At 31.1% G+C, this 18,421-nt stretch carries 20 protein-coding genes and 1 other annotated feature; of the genes, 13 read left to right on the top strand and 7 right to left on the bottom strand.

Annotated features, from left to right (window positions below; all coding sequences use genetic code 11):
* Nucleotides 1-41: 41 nt before the first annotated feature.
* The gene (locus EV214_RS10155) at nt 42-347 is read left to right on the top strand and encodes a DUF3221 domain-containing protein (protein ID WP_165916327.1); all 306 of its coding nucleotides are present in this window, start codon (nt 42-44) and stop codon (nt 345-347) included.
* 74 nt (nt 348-421) lie between these two features.
* Here EV214_RS10155 and EV214_RS10150 read toward each other — a convergent pair whose 3' ends face one another.
* On the bottom strand, nt 422-1,051 hold the full coding sequence (locus EV214_RS10150; protein ID WP_132245369.1) for an HD domain-containing protein: 630 nt from the start codon (nt 1,049-1,051) through the stop codon (nt 422-424).
* Between the two features lie 297 nt (nt 1,052-1,348).
* On the opposite strand from EV214_RS10150, the gene EV214_RS19380 reads away from it, so the two are divergent.
* Entirely contained in the window at nt 1,349-1,483 is a 135-nt protein-coding gene (locus EV214_RS19380) for a hypothetical protein (protein WP_279233121.1), read from the top strand.
* A 339-nt stretch (nt 1,484-1,822) separates the two neighbouring features.
* Here EV214_RS19380 and EV214_RS10145 read toward each other — a convergent pair whose 3' ends face one another.
* On the bottom strand, nt 1,823-3,052 hold the full coding sequence (locus tag EV214_RS10145) for an NAD(P)/FAD-dependent oxidoreductase (protein ID WP_132245367.1): 1,230 nt from the start codon (nt 3,050-3,052) through the stop codon (nt 1,823-1,825).
* Nucleotides 3,053-3,340: 288 nt separating this feature from the next.
* Between EV214_RS10145 and splB the strand changes: the two genes are divergently transcribed.
* Nucleotides 3,341-4,351, top strand: a complete 1,011-nt coding sequence (gene splB / locus EV214_RS10140) for a spore photoproduct lyase (RefSeq protein WP_132245365.1) — start codon at nt 3,341-3,343, stop codon at nt 4,349-4,351.
* 202 nt (nt 4,352-4,553) lie between these two features.
* Nucleotides 4,554-4,928, top strand: a complete 375-nt coding sequence (locus EV214_RS10135; protein WP_243116613.1) for an ArsR/SmtB family transcription factor — start codon at nt 4,554-4,556, stop codon at nt 4,926-4,928.
* Nucleotides 4,929-4,991: 63 nt separating this feature from the next.
* Here the strand turns inward: EV214_RS10135 and uvsE are convergent, their stop codons facing one another.
* Both uvsE and EV214_RS10125 read right to left on the bottom strand, forming a co-directional pair.
* The gene (gene uvsE, locus EV214_RS10130) at nt 4,992-5,954 is read right to left on the bottom strand and encodes a UV DNA damage repair endonuclease UvsE (RefSeq protein ID WP_132245363.1); all 963 of its coding nucleotides are present in this window, start codon (nt 5,952-5,954) and stop codon (nt 4,992-4,994) included.
* 89 nt (nt 5,955-6,043) lie between these two features.
* On the bottom strand, nt 6,044-6,724 hold the full coding sequence (locus EV214_RS10125) for a cyclic nucleotide-binding domain-containing protein (RefSeq protein ID WP_132245361.1): 681 nt from the start codon (nt 6,722-6,724) through the stop codon (nt 6,044-6,046).
* Nucleotides 6,725-6,815: 91 nt separating this feature from the next.
* Between EV214_RS10125 and EV214_RS10120 the strand changes: the two genes are divergently transcribed.
* The 3 genes from EV214_RS10120 to EV214_RS10110 all read left to right on the top strand — a co-directional run bounded on the left by EV214_RS10120 (nt 6,816) and on the right by EV214_RS10110 (nt 8,783).
* The gene (locus tag EV214_RS10120; protein WP_132245359.1) at nt 6,816-7,238 is read left to right on the top strand and encodes a DMT family transporter; all 423 of its coding nucleotides are present in this window, start codon (nt 6,816-6,818) and stop codon (nt 7,236-7,238) included.
* 13 nt (nt 7,239-7,251) lie between these two features.
* On the top strand, nt 7,252-7,695 hold the full coding sequence (locus EV214_RS10115; protein WP_132245357.1) for a DMT family transporter: 444 nt from the start codon (nt 7,252-7,254) through the stop codon (nt 7,693-7,695).
* Nucleotides 7,696-7,853: 158 nt separating this feature from the next.
* Nucleotides 7,854-8,783 carry an AEC family transporter gene (locus EV214_RS10110; RefSeq protein WP_132245355.1) on the top strand — a complete coding sequence of 310 codons (930 nt, stop codon included), beginning with the start codon at nt 7,854-7,856 and terminating at the stop codon, nt 8,781-8,783.
* A gap of 158 nt (nt 8,784-8,941) precedes the next feature.
* On the opposite strand, the gene EV214_RS10105 is transcribed toward EV214_RS10110, so the two are convergent.
* Nucleotides 8,942-9,142 carry a cold-shock protein gene (locus EV214_RS10105; RefSeq protein WP_132245353.1) on the bottom strand — a complete coding sequence of 67 codons (201 nt, stop codon included), beginning with the start codon at nt 9,140-9,142 and terminating at the stop codon, nt 8,942-8,944.
* Between the two features lie 373 nt (nt 9,143-9,515).
* Nucleotides 9,516-9,765 (top strand) — a binding site (T-box leader).
* A gap of 118 nt (nt 9,766-9,883) precedes the next feature.
* On the opposite strand from EV214_RS10105, the gene asnA reads away from it, so the two are divergent.
* On the top strand, nt 9,884-10,894 hold the full coding sequence (gene asnA / locus EV214_RS10100) for an aspartate--ammonia ligase (RefSeq protein WP_132245351.1): 1,011 nt from the start codon (nt 9,884-9,886) through the stop codon (nt 10,892-10,894).
* Between the two features lie 113 nt (nt 10,895-11,007).
* Here the strand turns inward: asnA and EV214_RS10095 are convergent, their stop codons facing one another.
* Nucleotides 11,008-12,618 (bottom strand): putative manganese-dependent inorganic diphosphatase, encoded by a 1,611-nt coding sequence (locus EV214_RS10095; protein ID WP_132245349.1) that lies wholly within the window; start codon nt 12,616-12,618, stop codon nt 11,008-11,010.
* A 233-nt stretch (nt 12,619-12,851) separates the two neighbouring features.
* Here EV214_RS10095 and ltaE point away from each other — a divergent pair, with 233 nt between their 5' ends.
* The 5 genes from ltaE to EV214_RS10070 all read left to right on the top strand — a co-directional run bounded on the left by ltaE (nt 12,852) and on the right by EV214_RS10070 (nt 17,829).
* Nucleotides 12,852-13,886, top strand: a complete 1,035-nt coding sequence (gene ltaE, locus EV214_RS10090) for a low-specificity L-threonine aldolase (protein ID WP_132245347.1) — start codon at nt 12,852-12,854, stop codon at nt 13,884-13,886.
* A gap of 177 nt (nt 13,887-14,063) precedes the next feature.
* The gene (locus tag EV214_RS10085) at nt 14,064-15,356 is read left to right on the top strand and encodes a lactate racemase domain-containing protein (protein ID WP_132245345.1); all 1,293 of its coding nucleotides are present in this window, start codon (nt 14,064-14,066) and stop codon (nt 15,354-15,356) included.
* Between the two features lie 141 nt (nt 15,357-15,497).
* On the top strand, nt 15,498-16,352 hold the full coding sequence (locus EV214_RS10080) for an amino acid ABC transporter substrate-binding protein (protein ID WP_132245343.1): 855 nt from the start codon (nt 15,498-15,500) through the stop codon (nt 16,350-16,352).
* Nucleotides 16,353-16,364: 12 nt separating this feature from the next.
* Nucleotides 16,365-17,006, top strand: a complete 642-nt coding sequence (locus EV214_RS10075; RefSeq protein WP_132245341.1) for an amino acid ABC transporter permease — start codon at nt 16,365-16,367, stop codon at nt 17,004-17,006.
* 73 nt (nt 17,007-17,079) lie between these two features.
* Nucleotides 17,080-17,829, top strand: a complete 750-nt coding sequence (locus tag EV214_RS10070; RefSeq protein ID WP_165916329.1) for an amino acid ABC transporter ATP-binding protein — start codon at nt 17,080-17,082, stop codon at nt 17,827-17,829.
* A 31-nt stretch (nt 17,830-17,860) separates the two neighbouring features.
* Here EV214_RS10070 and EV214_RS10065 read toward each other — a convergent pair whose 3' ends face one another.
* Nucleotides 17,861-18,334 carry a spore coat protein gene (locus EV214_RS10065; RefSeq protein WP_330571292.1) on the bottom strand — a complete coding sequence of 158 codons (474 nt, stop codon included), beginning with the start codon at nt 18,332-18,334 and terminating at the stop codon, nt 17,861-17,863.
* Between the last annotated feature and the right edge of the window lie 87 nt (nt 18,335-18,421).

The following is an 18,421-nucleotide window of genomic DNA, read 5'->3' as shown; positions in this document are numbered from 1 at the left end:
CCGCATGTTCTTCAAAATCAAATGTGGAGAAACCAGGAGTTTTGAATAATATTTATAGTTCATTACAAAAATTAGAGGAAAATGATCCAAATAAAGTAAAAAAAGATACGTATGAAATGGTTATAGGACAAATAAAGAAAATAAATGTAAGAGGAGGCAAAAGATCATTATTAATCGAAGATGAAAAAGGGAAGACCTATCTTTTTAATATTAATAAAAATACGATTATAATGACTTTTGAGAAGCTGAAAATAGGACAAAATGTGGATATTATTTTCAATGGGATATTAACAAGAAGCATACCACCTCAAGGAACAGCTTTGATTGTGAATGGACTAAAGGTATAATGAAATATGACTAAGAGAATAAATATAGAATCCTAGTCGCGTGAAAACATGACTAGGATTCTAATTGGAAAATTTTAACCTTTGAATGCACGACATTTCTGGAGGAACATCTCTACATTTTTCTCTTCTAAAGTTACTTTTTCTTCGGTGGCAGGGCCTCTTCCAAGCCTATCACATAGAGAAAGCAGTGCCATATCCTCTAGGTGAATATCATTTAACATTTTTTCAATGTCAGCATAAGGCAGATCTTTTACTACAAATAAAATCTGCATGTGCCATCGAACCATTTTAGATACACGATGAATAAAATCTTCTTCAACATCAAATACTGTTAAAAAATCTCTAGATAGTTTTTCACCGAATTTATCATGATCATAGGCTGTGATTCTACCTTTTCTAACCTTTGTGGCTGGAACTTTTCCAAGATCATGTAGGAGTGCTGACCACATAAAAACCTTTGGATTACTGCTTTTTTCTTTTTTCATAGCTGCACGATCTACCACAAGCATTGTATGATTCCAAACATTTCCTTCTGGGTGATGTTTTGGAGATTGATCTACCTTTTTCAAATTATTTAGCATGGTGAATGGATATTGATGAGATATGTTTTTTTCTTTAAATATTTTATTAAAATAATGTGAAGGCTTTTCATCGGACATTAGATGGTTTTCAAAATCCTTAAATATATTTTGTAAGGTATCCATAGCAATCCTTTCTATACGACCATCGGTAATCGTTTTTTATTTTATAAAAATGTAAGGACAATAGTTTTATTTTTGTGCATATGGGATGATTTTATTCTAAAAAAACAAAATACTTTATGATATTGATTATAACATGTATTTAGATACTGGATGCTTAGAATGGGTATTGGGCAATTTATGTAATATAAGCGCCAAAGGGAATAATACGAATGTTTTAGTTTAGAAAGGGACACTATAATAGTGTGGGGTATATAATGGTTGAGCCAAGACTTATATGTGCTCCTATCAGGGGTATATATGGGTCGGCCAAAGAGTGTATGCGGATTTTGGCAGGTTCGTATGCAGTCGGAGGGAAGATTTTATATGGTTGGGAAAAGCTTTATTGCAGTCGAAGCTTCTTTGATTGTAATAGGGTTCCAACTGATCATATAGGGTCGAGCGAAGATGATGCAGGGTGCCGCAGGCTTTTGGCTAATGGTTGTATGTAGCCGAAAGGTTATATATAGCTGTTAAGGTATTTTGCATGATCGAACAAACCATCATTATGGGTAATGACCTGCTTGGGTTTAGTCGAAAGATTAGGCTTAGGTAATAAGTTATCTATAGTGGTGCAAGTTAGATCATTATGTGCTCCATTTTATGATTTTGAAGAATTAAAAAGTTGTGAAAAATTATAATAAAAAGATTCATCGGGTTTTGATGAATCTTTTTTATTATATAAATTGTAAATAGTTATTGAAATAGGGATATGTATGTCATATTATTTTACAACTATCTATTAAATCTGAATAATTCTAATTCAGGTCTATCATTTCCAAGAAATAAATCTTTTAATAATTGGCCTCCTAAAACAGAATATAAAATGCCATTTGCGCCATATCCTAAAGAGAAATAACAATTGGGCATACTTTTATATTCACCGATATAGGGGAGGCCATCTTTTGTTATGCCAAATAAACCACTAAATTTGTATTCTGCTTCTATATCATTTATTTTGGGAAAATAGGATTTTAGCTTATCTAATAACACGGTATATTTTTGAGTAGATACCAAATCATGGTCGGATAAATTAGACATGGTACTATTGATTCCTCCTATTTTTTCATCTTCACCACCTATAATAATTCTATTTTCACCCGTATTTCTTATATACGTATAGGGATCATTATTGTCTCTTATAATACATTGGTTATGCCATCCATCAAAATTTTTAACGGGTTTCGTAACAATGGTAAAGGTTCTTAAGAAGTGTACTATTTTTTCTTTGATATAATTTCTTCCTTCGTAGCCTGTAGCAATGATAACTTTTTTTGCTTGAATATTAAAATGATTGTTTGTTTTTAAAAGCACATGATTTTCTTTAGGCAGTATATCTATTATTTCTGTATTTTCAAATACCTTAAGACCATTTTTTATGGATTTAGAAATAAGAGCATGGGTAAAACGATAGGGATTGATTTGTGCTGCGCCAGATTTTGAATAAATACCACCTGCTACAGGAAAAGAAAATTTTTCCTTTGCACTTTCTTTATCTAAAAATGCTACATCAAACCCATATTTTTGTCTTAAATGGCATTCTTTTTGTAAAGGAGAAACCTGTGAAGTTTTTGTGGCATAATAAAAACATTCTTTCAAAGAGAAATCACAATCATCGTCTAAGGTATTTACGATTTTTTCTATATCATAAACGGCTTTTTCACAAAGTTTAAAGCAGTTTACGGCACTTTTTTCTCCAATCATGCTGATAAGTTCGAATAAATCTGTATCAATTTCATACTGCAATATGGAGGTAGATGCGCGTGTACTGCCATAGCCGATGATATTTTTATCTATAATTACTGTATTTACTCCAGCCTCAGCAAGGTAGAAAGCTGCGAGTGCACCACTTATTCCCGCGCCTACTACTAAAACATCACAAGTTAGATTCTCACTTAAGTAAGTATATTGATTAGGAATTTTATGCATATTTGTCCAAAGCATATTGCCTGTTAATAATTTCAATCTATTTTCCTCCTGTTTATCCATTTTAAAGAAATGTTTGCTTTGAAATTTTGTTGGCGAAATGAACAGTTACTATAGCAACATATGGATTTTTTATAATCTATAGGAAATTATAAATTACTTGAGTTTGTGGGTAACTTTACAATTTTCGTATACAGATAGTATGTGCATTACTAGACATTTTAAAAAAGATTTAAATATTTTTGTAAAATCAAGTAATATATTTTTTATGTCTAATGATATTTAAACTACAGAAAAGTGTACATAATATTTTATAGAGGTGAGAAAATGAAACTATTTATGCCAGATGTTGTTTATATGGATCCGAAAAGTTTGAAATATGATGTAGGAAAGATTGTAAAAGCATATTTAGAAAATCAAAATATTACTATTATTGACTCCAGAACCGTTAAAATAGAAGGAAAAACGCCTTCTGAAAATTATGCCAAAGCAAAGAAAACAGTATATATTACTGTAAATGGTCAAAAAAAATTAAGAAGTTGTAAACCATCTGCTGATTATCAATTTGCTTTATCTAGTTCATGTCCAGGTCACTGTGAATATTGTTACTTGCAAACCACACAAGGAGAAAAACCTTTTATGAAGGTATTTGTAAATATTGAAGAAATTCTGCATGTGATTCAAGAGCATATTGACAAGCATTTACCAGATATTACTACTTTTGAAAGTGGAAGTATTACAGATCCGGTTGGATTAGAACACTTAACAGGAAACCTAAAAAGGTGTATAGAATTTTTTGGAAAAAGTGAAAAGGGTAGACTTAGAGTCATTACAAAATATGATCATGTAGATTCTTTTTTAAATATAAATCATAATAAGCATACAAAATTCAGATTTAGCATAAACACAAGAACTGTAATTGATAAATTTGAGCATAATACAGCGAGGTTTGAAGAAAGAATAGAAGCTGCAAGAAAAATTGCAGGTAGTGGATATCCTATAGGATTTATTATTGCACCGATTATGATGTATGACGGTTGGGAAAAAGAATATAAGGAATTACTCAATCGATTAAAATGTCAATTAGGAGATTATGATGACACCATTACTTTTGAACTCATACAGCATAGATTTACAGCGACTGCCAAAGAATTAATACTGAAGAGATTTCCTAAAACAGAGTTAGATATGAATGAACAAACGAGACGATTAAAATGGGGGCCTTATGGTAAATTTAAGCATGTTTATCCGAAAGAAAAAAGTAATGAAATCAAAGATTATATTTCATTACTTATCAATGACAACTTTAAAAACGCTACAATTGAATATTTTACATAAAAATCTATTGAAAAAAGCAAGGATAACATAGGGCTGATATGTCCTTGCTTTTTTATATAGGTCAATGCGGATATTTTAAAATATATGAAAGGGAAAAGAGATTTTATAGTTTTGTGGTGTTTCAAAATAGAGTTGATAGAAATAGGAAAAAGAGTTATAATACACATGAATCATCTTCATATAATGATGAAAGGGTGGTATTTTGACTAAAAACAATATAAATATAGATGTTTGTAGTTGTACTGTAATTCATGAAGATATTGTAAACAAAATAAAGAAAAGAATGCCACAACAAGAAAATCTTTATGAATTAGCAGAATTTTTCAAAGTATTTGGGGATACAACGAGAATAAAAATACTCTGTGTACTCTTTGAGGAAGAAATGTGTGTATGTGATATCGCCGCAGTATTAGGTATGAATCAATCTGCGATATCTCATCAACTGAGAGTATTAAAACAAGCACGCCTTGTAAAGTATCGAAAAGAAGGAAAATCAGTGTATTATTCATTAGATGATGATCATGTTAAAAATATTTTTGATCAAGGATTGAACCATATCATTCACAAACAAGGGTAAGTATTTTTTTAAGATGAAAAGATAGCAAAATTTTATAGTAGTGGAAATGGATAATAGAGCAGGCTACTTTATTTCTATCGTTGTAGTGTCTATCCATTTCCAATCGGGTCTAAGGGTTTGTATATCCTTTGCGAGTTGATATAATGCGAGATCTTTTTGCTTTGCTTCAATCATTACATCTAAATCTTGATGATAACCATTACATTTTTCTAAAAAGCGAATGAAGGTATTAGGGAGAATATAGTCAGCATGTTTTCTATCTTTTTCTCCTTCTTTTGGGCTTGAAATATGAACTTTTGGAGGAAAAAATTCTCCTTTCCATGTCTGAAAGAATTTAGGTAAAATTGATTCAATTAAAGTATTTTCATTATTACAAAGATGGTGATGTATATCTAATACCATAGGTATTTTAATATTTTTGCAGACAGATAAAACTTCCTTTGCAGTAAATAACTTATCATCGTTTTCAAGGATCAATCGACTCCTGATCTTAGAAGGGAGTGTATGAAAATTTTCTATAAAACGGTTAATTGATTTTTCTTTTCCGCATTGACCACTTCCAATATGTAGCACCATCTTTCCCTCAGGATAATCCATAGCATCAAACAAGTAATCATGAAGGACTAATTCTTTTTTTGTTTTCTCTACAACATCATTTCTGAGACTATTTAATACATTGAAATGATCTGGATGCGTATCTACGCGCATATTATTTTTCTTTATCAATTCACCAAGCCTTTTAAAATCTTCTTTAAAATAGGTTTTATATTTCCAATTGGTAACTTCTGGATGGGTTGCGAGCGGGATGAGTTTAGATGTAATGCGGTAAAAATGAATATTATTCTCTGCATTATATAAAAGAATTTTATATAAATCCTCCATATTGGATCTGGTAACTTTTTTTAATGCATTGATTTTTTCTTCTTCTGAAAACATTTTTTTATATCGTGTATAAGTCAAATGGCTGGAAGATGTTACTTTTGGAAGTTTTAGTGCAATGGCTACATAGCCTAATCGAACACGCATACAGATTCCTCCTTTAAGTTAGTATTTACGAAAATACAGAAGTTCACTCAAATAATAAAAATATCCTTTTTTTATCTTTAAAATATATCCTACCGATACAAATTCTTGGATAGTTCTATCAATGCGTTTTTATTTAAAATATAAATTTTTTTTCCATCACATCGTATAATCCTCTTTGAGGTAAGATCATTAAACGTTCTATGGAGATGACGGTAAGTAGTACCTAAGAATTCAGAAATATCATTATAGGATGAGGTCAAAATGATATAGTCCTTATCTGTAATATGTTCAATTAAGTAACTAGATAGACGATTGATTAAGGGATATAGAAGATTATAAGAACTATTGATAGAAGTTGATTCAAGTTTGGTACTTAAAGAATGAATCACAAACCTTAAAAATTTTGGATTATCATAACATTTTTCTCTCAATATCTTGGCTGGAATGCCTACTAAATAGGTGTTTTCAACGGCTTCTACATTGCAACGAATAGAAGTGTTTTTAAATAATTCAACATCTCCTAATGTATCAAATTCTGTGTAAAACCGTAAGAGCATAGACTTACCATTTTCTAACTGAGAAAATATTTTTATTTTTCCTGAAACAAAAAAGTAATAGTAAATTAATTGATTTTCAGCATGTAAAATCTGTTCACCTTTTTCGTAGTAATGCAGCTGTGTATAAGAAAGGGTTGCATCATTTAAAATATGATCAATATTATATTTTGATATGTAGTGATAGAGAAGTTTTTTATCGGCAATTTTTTTCATAAATCCTCCCATGTATGACATATGTCATATTGTAAACGCTAAAGAAATGATATTCTATTTATAGAAAATTGTAAAGTGTGGAGGGGATTATATGTATAAAGGGTTAGCGTTAAAATCAGGAGTATTACTTGCTATGATGCTTTTTTTAAATGGTATGCTTGGGGGGGTAATAGGCCCTTATTATAGTAATTTGATTTTTCATTTGATTGGACTTTTATTGATATGCATGATAGCTGTAATTAGAAAGAATCAATGGGTGAAGTTAAATGAAATCCCAAAGATGTTTTTTCTACCAGGAATATTGAGTGCTTTGATTGTATTACTCAATAATATTTGTATTCCTAAATTAGGTATTACCTTAGTCGTTGGGATTAGTTTGTTTGGGCAATTAATCGTTTCAAATTTGATTGATCATTATGGATTGTTTGAGATGGAAGTGAAAAGGTTTAAAAAAGAAAAATTGGTTGGGTTTTCAATTATTTTAGTAGGCATGTTTGCCATGCTGTTTTTATAGAAAGGGGAATCCTATGTATATCATATTAGCAGTTTTAATAGGGGTTGCAATTGTGGTAGCGACTATATTAAATGGGAAACTTAGTCAAAAAATTGGGGTTGTCAATGATGTGATGATAAACTATTTTATGGCATCTATCGTTTCTATTTTACTTTGCTTTATCACGAGAGAGCATATGCTTTCCATTGAAATATTGATTGCAACGCCAGTGTATTATTTTTTAGGGGGTTTTATTGGTCTAGGAACCATTTTTCTATTGAATATTACAGTCCCAAAAATTCCAGCTGTATATATTGTCATAGTGCCTTTTATTGGTCAAATTTTAACAAGTGCTGTGATTGATTATTTTTATTTAGATATTTTTTCAAAAGGGAAAATAATAGGGGGCTGCTTGTTCCTTGTAGGATTATTATATAATGCTAGGGTGGATAAGAAATATAAAGAAGACATGGCATAAGAAAAGATTCATTTTGTAAATAAAAAGCTACTCCGAAAGGAAAATAAAAAGGAGTAGTTTTTTTGTTTTACTATACGCTAAATCTATGATACGATAAGCTTTGGAATGTTTTGGATAAAGAGACATAAATTTTATAATCTAGAAAGGCAGGATATCCCATGTTAAATAGTTTTAATAGTGTTTTAACAATTTTTATTATGATCGGCACAGGTTTTATTCTAACAAAAAAAGGTTTTTTAAATAAAGAAACCAGTAAGCTTTTTTCTAAACTTGTTATAAATGTTTCATTGCCACTCATGATGGTTGTAAATATTCCTATGCGGTTCAGTAAAGAAAAGCTATTTCATTCCTTGAACGGAATAATCATAGCTTTTGCAAGTATTATAGCTACCTATTTGATGGCTATTTGCATTTCAAAAATCTTAAAAATCGACGAAGATAAAAGAGGAATATTTTGTACAATGATTACTTTCGCTAATGCCATATTTATTGGGTTACCTGTAAATATTTCATTATTTGGTGAGGAAAGTGCGACCTATGTATTTCTTTATTATATTGCCAATACAAGTTTGTTTTGGACTTTAGGGGTAAATAGTATCAGAAATAGTAACGGAAAAAACCGTAAAAAAATTTCAGGGATTGAATCGCTTAAAAAAATTTTTTCACCGCCATTTATGGGATTTATTGTAGGGATTATGCTCGTATTACTGGAAATCAATTTGCCTGCTTTTATTATAAATCCATTTCAATATATTGGAAATTTAACGACGCCTTTATCTATGTTTTTTATAGGAACTGTAATCTATTCAATTGATTTTAAGCAAATTAAACTAGATCGTTGTAGCTACTTCGTATTAATTGGAAGATTTGTAATCGCCCCGTTGATTATGTTTATGTGCTTGAAATTGTTTGAATTCCCAAATTTATTAAAAAATGTTTTCATTATAGAAGCTATAATGCCAATCATAACGCAAGCTGCATTGGTTTCTGAATTCTATGAAGTAAATGCAGAATATGCTGCCATTATGGTAGGGTTTTCAACTGTTTTAAGTATACTGATTATTCCTATCTATTCATTTCTACTATAAATTAGGCGAAGAGAGTTTGATAAAAAAAAAGAAAAAGGGTTATTGACCACTTCAATAACCTTTTTTCTTTTTTATCTTAATGATATATTCAAATAGAAAGCTATTATCTTTCAGAAATAGTTATCGTATTTACTATATATTAAAATAAAATTTCAAAATTAAAGCTTAACTACGTTGCTTGCTTGAGGACCTCTGTTTCCTTCAGTGATTTCGAATTCAACTTGTTGACCTTCTTCTAAAGATTTGAAACCTTCGCTTTGGATTGCTGAGAAATGTACGAATACATCATCTTCACCTTCTACAGAGATAAATCCAAAACCTTTTTCTGCATTAAACCATTTAACTGTACCTGTTTTCATTTAAAAACCCTCCAAAAATTAAATTTTATTTTCGATAATGATTATAGCATATAATGTTAAAAATATCAATAATTCAGCAAAAAAATTGGGGGGTGAAAGGCTTAAATTTAAGCGTATTTTTAAAATAAGAATCCCTTTGAAAAAGGTAAATCAGACGATAATAATTTTTAAATCCATTAGGTGTGTTATAATATATTACAAGGTATGGAAGACGTAAGAGAATATTTGATAATACAAAAACAAAGGGCTTCTATTGCGAGGATATTCATGATGCAAAAGAATATGGAATTATATTCAAATTTAATTCATTCAAAAAATTGTTGACATTTTGTAATTTGTTGCGTATAATCAATTATAATAATTCAAAAGCAAAACAAAAACTGTGATGAGAAGAGTAAATTTAGGAAGTAGTTTCAGCGAATTGGTGAAGGTGAGAGACCAATACGAAGCCTATTTTGAAGAACATCTTGGAGTTTCTAACCAAAATCCGTAAGGAGAGTAGACTTAGACGGAGCCAAACCGTTATTTGTTGGACAGTATCGAATATTTATTCTGTACTGATATGAGTGAGCACTTAAGCTAATCAGGGTGGTAACGCGGAAATATAACCTTTCGTCCCTTCACAGGGAATGAAGGGTTTTTTTATTTTTAAAAATGTAGCATGGCCATGCGAATTTTTATAATAAGTAAACCAAACAAAGAAATATGCTATTTTTAAATTAAAAATTAGGAGGAATAGATATGGAAAAATTAATGATCCCGAGAGGATATGATCCCAAATTGGATATAAGAGAAACGGAAGTAGCGATTAAAGAGGTAAAGGATTATTTTGAAACAACATTGGCGGAAGCACTTAATTTGTCAAGAGTATCTGCACCATTATTTGTAATACCTGAGACGGGTATGAATGATAACTTAAATGGGGTAGAAAGACCTGTAGCTTTTGATGTAAAAGGAATAGGTGGAAAAGTAGTTGAAGTTGTACATTCGCTCGCAAAATGGAAGCGTATGGCCCTTTATAGATATGGGTTTAAATACGGAGAAGGTTTATATACAGATATGAATGCGATTCGTCGTGATGAAGATTTAGACAACTTACATTCTATTTATGTAGATCAATGGGATTGGGAAAAAGTAATTGCAAAAGAAGATAGAAATATAGAAAATCTAAAAAGTATTGTAAAAGAACTATATAGCGTATTTAAGAGTACAGAAAGCTATGTTAGTAGCTTATATAAAGTTTATGAAGCTTTTTTACCAGAGGAGATTAGTTTTATTACTACACAAGAATTAGAAGATATGTACCCAGGATTTTCTCCAAAAGAAAGAGAAAATGCAATTGCCAAAGAAAAAGGTGCTGTATTTATTATGAAAATTGGTGGCGCTTTAAAATCAGGAGAAAAACATGATGGTAGAGCCCCAGACTATGATGACTGGGAATTAAATGGAGATATCATTTTTTGGAACCCAGTACTAGAAATTGCTTTTGAATTGTCTTCAATGGGAATTCGTGTAGATAAAGAATCTTTAGAGAGACAGTTAAAGATTGCAGAATGTGAAGATCGTAAAGAATTGCCGTATCACAAATTATTATTAGATCAAACATTACCCCTTACAATTGGTGGAGGAATTGGACAATCTAGAATTTGTATGTTCTTCTTACAAAAGGCACATATTGGTGAGGTACAAGCAGCAATATGGACGCAAGATATGATGGATGCATGTGAAAAAGCAAATATTCACTTATTATAAGGCATAAAAAAAGCTGCGAATGATTCGTAGCTTTTTTGAACAACAAAAATTTTAAAGTTCTTTTTGAAATTTTGTTGGCGAAATGAGCAGCTGCGATAGCAGCATGCCGATTTTTATAAGGTATTTAAGACTTCGGAGAGTTTTGGAAGAACCTGTTTCTTTCTAGAAAGAATATTTTGAGCGAATACACCTTGCTTGGATTCTACCTGAAATGCTGTAGAAATAAAGTGGTTACTATTACATCTAAATAATAAATAAGAACCTTCTTTTAATAAATCCGTAATAAGTAGCAATGTTAAGAAATAGTCTTTGTTATGATGCAATGTATCCATATAATCAATAAATGCATCTTTTCTGTTTAATACATCATCAATATTTAAAGTAAATACTTGGCCGATTCCAATTTTATAACCCTCTAAAACAAATTCTTTAAAATCTTTGTAAAAAATTTCCTCTATGCTTTGACCGTCAAGAGAGGTTCCTGCTTTAAACATTTCTATTGCGAAAGTATCTAAATCTAGGTTCAAAATAGCATTTAATGCTTCTACACATTCTTGATCTAAGTTTGTAGTTGTAGGAGATTTAAAAAATAAAGTATCAGATAAAATACCAGATAGAAGCAAACCTGCAATTTCATAATCAATAGGCATGTTTTGTTCTTTAAATATTTGATACACAATGGTACAAGTACTTCCTACAGGCATATTCCTAAAATTTATAGGCCGTGTTGTACAAATATCTCCTAATTTGTGATGATCAATAATTTCTAGGATTTCGGCTTCATGTAAACCCTCTGCGCTTTGACTATATTCATTATGGTCTACAAGAATGACTTTCTTTTTACTAGGTTTTAAGATGTGTTTGCGGTTTATAAATCCTAAAAATGTGTTTTTATCATCTACAATAGGATAATTTATATGGTTGGTATTAATAATTTCTTCCTTTATATCTTCTAAATATTCATTTTGATTAAATTTTATAATATCTCTCCCTTTCATAATAGAGGATACATCATTACATTGATGGATGAGTTTTGATGTAGTGTATGTATCCGTTGGGACAGAGATGATAGGAATACCTTTTTCTTTTGCAAGACTTAAACAATTGGCAGGAATTTCTTTTCCTCCTGTTACAATAATTAATTTTACTTTTGAATGAATGGCATGTTCAATCACATCATAACGATCTCCTACAATGATAATTTTGTTTTGGTCTAAAGATCCTTCAATGGTCTTATAAAAGAAAGCAATTACTGAAATTTTTCCCTCTACCATGAAGTTCTCTCCTACTAATATTTTCCCATTTAACGCTTCAACAATATTTGAAAGGGATGTATGAAGATGATAAAAATCTCCTGTAATTAAACCCATGGCAATATCTCTCATGGTGAGGATGCCTAATAATTTATGATCTGTATCCATAACAGGAAGGGTTCTTTGACTGCTATTAGACATTAACTTGTAGGCATTTAATATGGAAGAGTCTGGTGTAACCCCGTGCGCTGTATCAAAGTTTAAATCTTTCACTTGGGTTTTTACATTTTGTATAAGACTTGGTGTAGGCAATTTAAAGTAATTTAGTATATATTCTGATTCTTTATTGATATTACCTAACACACAAGGGGTGGTAGAAGCACCTAATTGATTTTTTAAATAGGAAAATGCAATCGCTGAAACGACTGAATCTGTATCTGGATTTTTATGACCAAATATGAAAGTACACATAGTTATACTCCTTTACAAGGTAAAAATTTATTTTTTTATAGATTTCAACTTTAAAATGAAATATAAAAGTATTTTATATATTATATCAAAGGAATGGGCATATGTATTTAGAAAATCTAAAAAAAATGAATATTTATGGATTAGAAATACATAAGTCTAATTTTCAAAATTTACTGAATGCTATATAATAGAAGAAGTTGATGCAATTTGATAATAAGATGAGGGGGATTTAAATGAAAAGAATAGACTTAAGAAGTGATACGATTACACAGCCTACACAAAAAATGAGAGATGCAATGTATACAGCTGTTGTTGGAGATGATGTTTATGGAGATGATCCAACGGTTTTAGAACTTGAAGCATATGCAGCAAAGCTTGTTGGGAAGGAAACTGCCATTTTTGTGCCGAGTGGAACCTTTGGCAATCAGTTAGCGCTTTTCACCCATTGTAAACGAGGAGATGAAGTCATTTTAGGGGATGACTGTCATATTGTAGTACATGAAGTAGGGGCTGCTTCTGTGATTGCAGGGGTACAATTAAGAACTTTAGTTACGGATAAAGGTGCATTAAATCCCGAGGAAGTTAATCGCAGGATAAGAAAAGAAGCGGAAGATATACATTATCCATCTACAGGACTTATTTGTATTGAAAATGCGCATTCTAATGGGTGTGTTATCTCAATCGAAAATATGAATAAAATTTATGAAATTGCGAAAGAAAAAGAAGTTCCTGTTCATTTAGATGGCGCAAGGATATTTAATGCAGCGATTCATTTAAATGTAAATGTGGAAGAAATTACAAAATATTGTGATTCAGTGAATTTCTGTCTTTCAAAGGGACTTTGTGCACCCATCGGTTCTATCCTTGCAGGAAGTGAAAAATTTATCGAAAAGGCAAAGAAAAAAAGAAAGTTAATGGGTGGCGGTTTAAGACAAGCAGGATTTTTAGCAGCAGCAGGTTTAGTAGCACTAAAAGAAATGAGAGAAAGACTTATTGAAGATCATGATCATGCAAAATTACTTGGCGAAGAGTTATCAAAAATACCTAGTATAAAAGTTTATCTTGATGATATACATATTAACATGATTTTCTTTGAAATGAATGAAACAGGATATGATTCAGATAAATTCGTCGATGAAATGGGTAAAAGAGGAATTATTATTAATCCGATTGAAGATGGATTGATGCGGTTTGTTACAAATTATTGGGTAAGTACGGAAGACGTGCATTATGTTGTTGAATCTATAAAAGAGATTATATCCAAATAATTCTCAAATTGTTGACAAATCAGAACATTTCTCCAAATTACAAAAAATACGTTAGATCATGGGGAATATAATTACAAAAAAATAAAATACAGTTGACATATAAAACAATACGCAATACAATGTATAACAAATTATATAACAGAATATTAAATAAATGTATATCGTGGAGGCGTTTTTATGTATACACTAAAGATGAAATATGGTAGAGGAACAGTAGATGTATCAATACCAAAGAAAAATTTATTAAAGGTGATAGAAAGTAATAGTTCTAAAGAAAAAAGTAAAACCCAAGAAGAAGTGATCATAGACGCATTAGCAAATCCAATTGCAAGTGCTAGATTAAAACAGCTTGTTCATCAAGGAGAGAAAGTATGTGTAGTTATTTCAGATGTAACAAGATTGTGGCAAAAGATGAGTATGTACCTTCCATATATTGTAGAAGAACTAAATAATGGTGGAGTTAAGGATGAAGATATACTGTTTATAAGTGCAACGGGTTCTCATAGAGAACAGACAAAGGAAGAACATACATTATTGTTAGGAGAAAAATTGTCTGAAAGATTTGAAGTTATAAACCATAACTGCCATGATGAGGAAAATTTAACATATTTGGGAAAAACAAGATTTGGTACACCAGTTATGGTAAATAAAAAAGCGCTGGAATGCGATCATATTATTTTGACAGGAGCTATTGTATTTCATCTTCTAGCAGGATGGGGTGGAGGAAAAAAATCAGTTTTACCAGGGATATGCTCTTATGAAAGCATTATGAAAAATCATGCTTTATCATTAAGTCCAAATGCTGGAGAGGGCAGTAATCCGCTTGTGAAAAGTGGATATACTGAAAACAACCCGCTTCATCAAGATATGTTAGAAGCTACAAGCTTTGTGAAACCAACATTCATGTTTAATGTGATTATGGATAAGGAAGGCAGAATTTCTCATGCTGTAGCAGGAAATTACATAAAAGCACATGAAGCAGGGTGTAAAATAGTAGATCAAATAGATGGGGTAGCTATAGAAGAAAAAGCTGATTTGGTGATTGCAACAGCAGGAGGATATCCTAAAGACATTAATCTATATCAGACTTGTAAAACAGTGATAAATGCGAAAGAAGCAGTGAAAAAAGGTGGTACAATGATTATTTTAAGTCAGTGTACAGAAGGATTTGGAAATGATCATGTACAAGAAATGATTCGAAATTATGATACGGTAGAAGAAAGAGAAACGGCACTCAGAGAAGATTACTCTATTGCTAAATATATTGGGTATTTTATGAGTGAAGTTGCACAAGAGTTCTTATTTATTTTAGTAGGAGATATGGATCAAAAGCTTGTTGAAAAAGCAAATATGAAAGTCGTATCTACGATTGAAAAAGCCCTTGAAATTGCCTATGAAGAAAAGGGGAAAGATCTTAAAACATATTTAATGCCTTATGGTGCCAATACATTACCCAAATTTTTAAAATAGAAAGGCTATTAAACGGCCTTTCTATTTTTTTGAATTTTAGAAAGAGAAAAATGCATGCCAAATTCAATACTTTACAAATTTAGTGCGTTAAAGTATAATAACATCTGTACAGAAATTACAACGAATGAGGGGGAGAAGCAGATGAAAAAGAAAATGAAAATTTTATTCATAGGAATGATGATGATAACCATGTTGTTATCAGGATGTGGGGCAAAAGAAACAGCGATAGAAGAAGATCAATCTTTACAGGAAATTAAAGAAACAGCTACAGAAGGAGACCAGTCTTTACAAGAAATCAAAGAAAAAGGAAAACTTGTATTAGGGTTAGATGATAGTTTTCCACCAATGGGATTTAGAGATGAAAAAGGAGAAATTGTAGGATTTGATATTGATTTAGCAAAAGAAGTTGCAAAAAGAATGGGTGTTGAACTTGAATTAAAACCAGTTGAGTGGGATGGTGTTATATTGAGTTTAAAGAATAAGGATATTGATGTGATTTGGAATGGTCTATCTATTACAGAAGATAGAAAAAAAGAAATCGGATTTTCTAAAGTTTATCTAGAGAATAAACAAGTCATTATTGTAAATGCGAATTCAGAACTTGAAACAAAGAAAGATTTAGCTGGGGAAATTATAGCGGTTCAATTAGGAAGTAGCGGAGAAGCTGCATTAAATGCAGATATAGAAACAGTAAATGGGGCAAAAGAGGTTAGAAAGTTTTCAAATTATACAGAAGCATTATTAGATCTAAAAGCAGAACGTGTGGATGCAGTAGTAATCGATGAAGTAGTTGGAAGATATTATATATCAAAAAAACCTGGCGCGTATAAGGTTGCAAAAGAAGATTTCGGAAAGGAAGGTTATGGGGTTGGAGTTAGAAAAGAAGAGGTTGCTTTTATTGAAGAAGTGGATAAAATATTAGATGAAATGAAGAAGGATGGTACAGCAACAGAAATATCTGAGAAATGGTTCGGAGTGGCGATTGTAGCCGAATAGGAGGGTTTCTAAGTGTCGTACATTACAAATATAACAGGATTTATATTACAGGGAAGCATTATAACGCTGAAACTATACGCCGTGACAATTATTTTTTCTATTCCATTGGGAGTTGTATGTGCACTTGGAAAAATATCTAAGTCTAAAGGAATAAAGGTATTGTTAGAATTATATACATGGATCTTTAGAGGAACCCCCTTACTCTTACAGCTATTTTTTACTTATTATGGACTACCTATATTCGGCATTAAATTAACCCAATTTCAAGCAGCATCACTTACTTTTATTTTTAATTATGGCGCTTATTTTACAGAAATATTTAGAGGGGGAATTGAGTCTATAGACAAAGGTCAATATGAAGCGGCAAAAGCTTTAGGGCTGAACTATAGACAAACCATGATGAAAATCATATTGCCACAAGCTTTAAAAAGAGTACTACCACCAACGAGTAATGAAGCCATTACACTTATTAAAGATACAGCATTAGTGGCAGCCATTGGGATGGGAGATATACTGCGTGCAGCGAAGGAAGTGTTAACAAGAGATTTTAAGATTACATCATTTGTTGTTGCAGGGGTGATTTATCTATTGTTAACATCGGTAGTAGTCATATTCTTTAAAAAATTAGAAAAAAAATATTCTGTATATGAGTAGGGGTTTTGATATGGATATTAGACAAGAAAATCGTGTGAAAGGAAATCAAAAAGCATCGGATGCTGATATACATATGATTCAAGTAAAGCATATAAGTAAAAACTTTGAAAATTTAAAAGTGCTAAAGGATATATCATTAGAGGTGAAAAAAGGGGAAGTCATCTCTATTATTGGTCCTTCTGGGTCAGGCAAAAGCACATTACTTAGATGCCTAAACCATTTAGAAAAAATTGATAAAGGGATCATAGAAATAGAAGGGAAACCTATTGTATCTTATCAAAATGGAAAAAAAATAAATATATCAGAGAGCGATATAAGAACAAGATGTAAAAAGATTGGCATGGTTTTTCAAAGTTTTAATTTATTTCCCCATAAAACTGTACTTGAAAATATTATAGAAGCCCCAATGGTTGTTAATAAGATTGAAAAAGAAAAAGCGATAAAAATAGCAAAAAGCTTATTAGATAAAGTAGGGTTATCAGATAAAAGAGATGTTTATCCAACGCAAATTTCTGGGGGACAAAAGCAAAGAGTTGCTATTGCAAGAGCACTTGCTATGAATCCAGATATTATGCTCTTCGATGAGCCTACATCAGCCCTTGATCCAGAATTGGTTGGAGAAGTATTGAAAGTAATGAAAGATCTTGTAAAAGATGAAATGACTATGATTGTTGTTACCCATGAGATGGCTTTTGCAAAAGAAGTATCTGATCGCGTTATTTTTATGAATGAAGGAAAAATCATAGAACAAGCGTATCCAGAAAAATTATTTGCAAATCCAGAGCATCCTAGAATAAAAACTTTTTTAGAAAAAATGATATAGTAGGATAAAAAGAGCCGAAGGGCTCTTTTTATTATTGAATTTGATACATTCCTTTACTTAACATATAGTTAAAAACACCTTCTCCGTGTTCTTGCTCTTCTTTTTGGATATGATTGAGAACTTGTCTGATGTTCGTATCTCTACATTCAAAAATGGCTGTATTGTATGTACTAGATACATATTTTTCTGCCATTAAAACATCTTTACACAGTTTGGCATCGTTTGGGTTATACATAGTCCCTTGTGTATTGTTTTGCATATTTTGAAATTTGGGTTGATTTTGTCCTTGCTGATTACTTTGTTGATTCATACTTGGAACTTGTCCGCCTAAAATTTGATTGATCGTATCTAAATGCTGTTGTTCTTGTGTGGCGTAAGAACCAAATAGTTGTTTTAGTTGCGGGTCTTGTGCTTGATTTGCATAATCTTGATATTTTTGTACACAAGCTTCTTCGTGGCTTTTTTGATCTTCTAAAAGAAATTTTTCTTTTTGTGATAGATTCATAGTCATTCCACCTCCTGATACTATTTTTTACAATATAGGATAGACTATTCAGAAATAAGGAATAAAAATTTTAAAGAAACTAATAAA

Origin of the sequence: Marinisporobacter balticus (assembly GCF_004345705.1) — a bacterium.
GTDB classification, from domain to species: Bacteria; Bacillota; Clostridia; order Peptostreptococcales; family Thermotaleaceae; genus Marinisporobacter; species Marinisporobacter balticus.
This window is presented reverse-complemented; position numbering and strand designations above follow the sequence as displayed.

What these genes read in the sequence shown, in the direction of transcription:
- EV214_RS10065 (WP_330571292.1), bottom strand. Translation starts at nt 18,334, where the DNA reads ATGAATCTATCACAAAAAGAAAAATTTCTTTTAGAAGATCAAAAAAGC.
- EV214_RS10080 (WP_132245343.1), top strand. Translation starts at nt 15,498, where the DNA reads ATGAAAAAGAAAATGAAAATTTTATTCATAGGAATGATGATGATAACC.
- ltaE (WP_132245347.1), top strand. Translation starts at nt 12,852, where the DNA reads ATGAAAAGAATAGACTTAAGAAGTGATACGATTACACAGCCTACACAA.
- EV214_RS19380 (WP_279233121.1), top strand. Translation starts at nt 1,349, where the DNA reads ATGGGTCGGCCAAAGAGTGTATGCGGATTTTGGCAGGTTCGTATGCAG.
- EV214_RS10070 (WP_165916329.1), top strand. Translation starts at nt 17,080, where the DNA reads ATGATTCAAGTAAAGCATATAAGTAAAAACTTTGAAAATTTAAAAGTG.
- splB (WP_132245365.1), top strand. Translation starts at nt 3,341, where the DNA reads ATGAAACTATTTATGCCAGATGTTGTTTATATGGATCCGAAAAGTTTG.
- EV214_RS10085 (WP_132245345.1), top strand. Translation starts at nt 14,064, where the DNA reads ATGTATACACTAAAGATGAAATATGGTAGAGGAACAGTAGATGTATCA.
- EV214_RS10115 (WP_132245357.1), top strand. Translation starts at nt 7,252, where the DNA reads ATGTATATCATATTAGCAGTTTTAATAGGGGTTGCAATTGTGGTAGCG.
- uvsE (WP_132245363.1), bottom strand. Translation starts at nt 5,954, where the DNA reads ATGCGTGTTCGATTAGGCTATGTAGCCATTGCACTAAAACTTCCAAAA.
- asnA (WP_132245351.1), top strand. Translation starts at nt 9,884, where the DNA reads ATGGAAAAATTAATGATCCCGAGAGGATATGATCCCAAATTGGATATA.
- EV214_RS10125 (WP_132245361.1), bottom strand. Translation starts at nt 6,724, where the DNA reads ATGAAAAAAATTGCCGATAAAAAACTTCTCTATCACTACATATCAAAA.
- EV214_RS10150 (WP_132245369.1), bottom strand. Translation starts at nt 1,051, where the DNA reads ATGGATACCTTACAAAATATATTTAAGGATTTTGAAAACCATCTAATG.
- EV214_RS10095 (WP_132245349.1), bottom strand. Translation starts at nt 12,618, where the DNA reads ATGTGTACTTTCATATTTGGTCATAAAAATCCAGATACAGATTCAGTC.
- EV214_RS10120 (WP_132245359.1), top strand. Translation starts at nt 6,816, where the DNA reads ATGTATAAAGGGTTAGCGTTAAAATCAGGAGTATTACTTGCTATGATG.
- EV214_RS10105 (WP_132245353.1), bottom strand. Translation starts at nt 9,142, where the DNA reads ATGAAAACAGGTACAGTTAAATGGTTTAATGCAGAAAAAGGTTTTGGA.
- EV214_RS10110 (WP_132245355.1), top strand. Translation starts at nt 7,854, where the DNA reads ATGTTAAATAGTTTTAATAGTGTTTTAACAATTTTTATTATGATCGGC.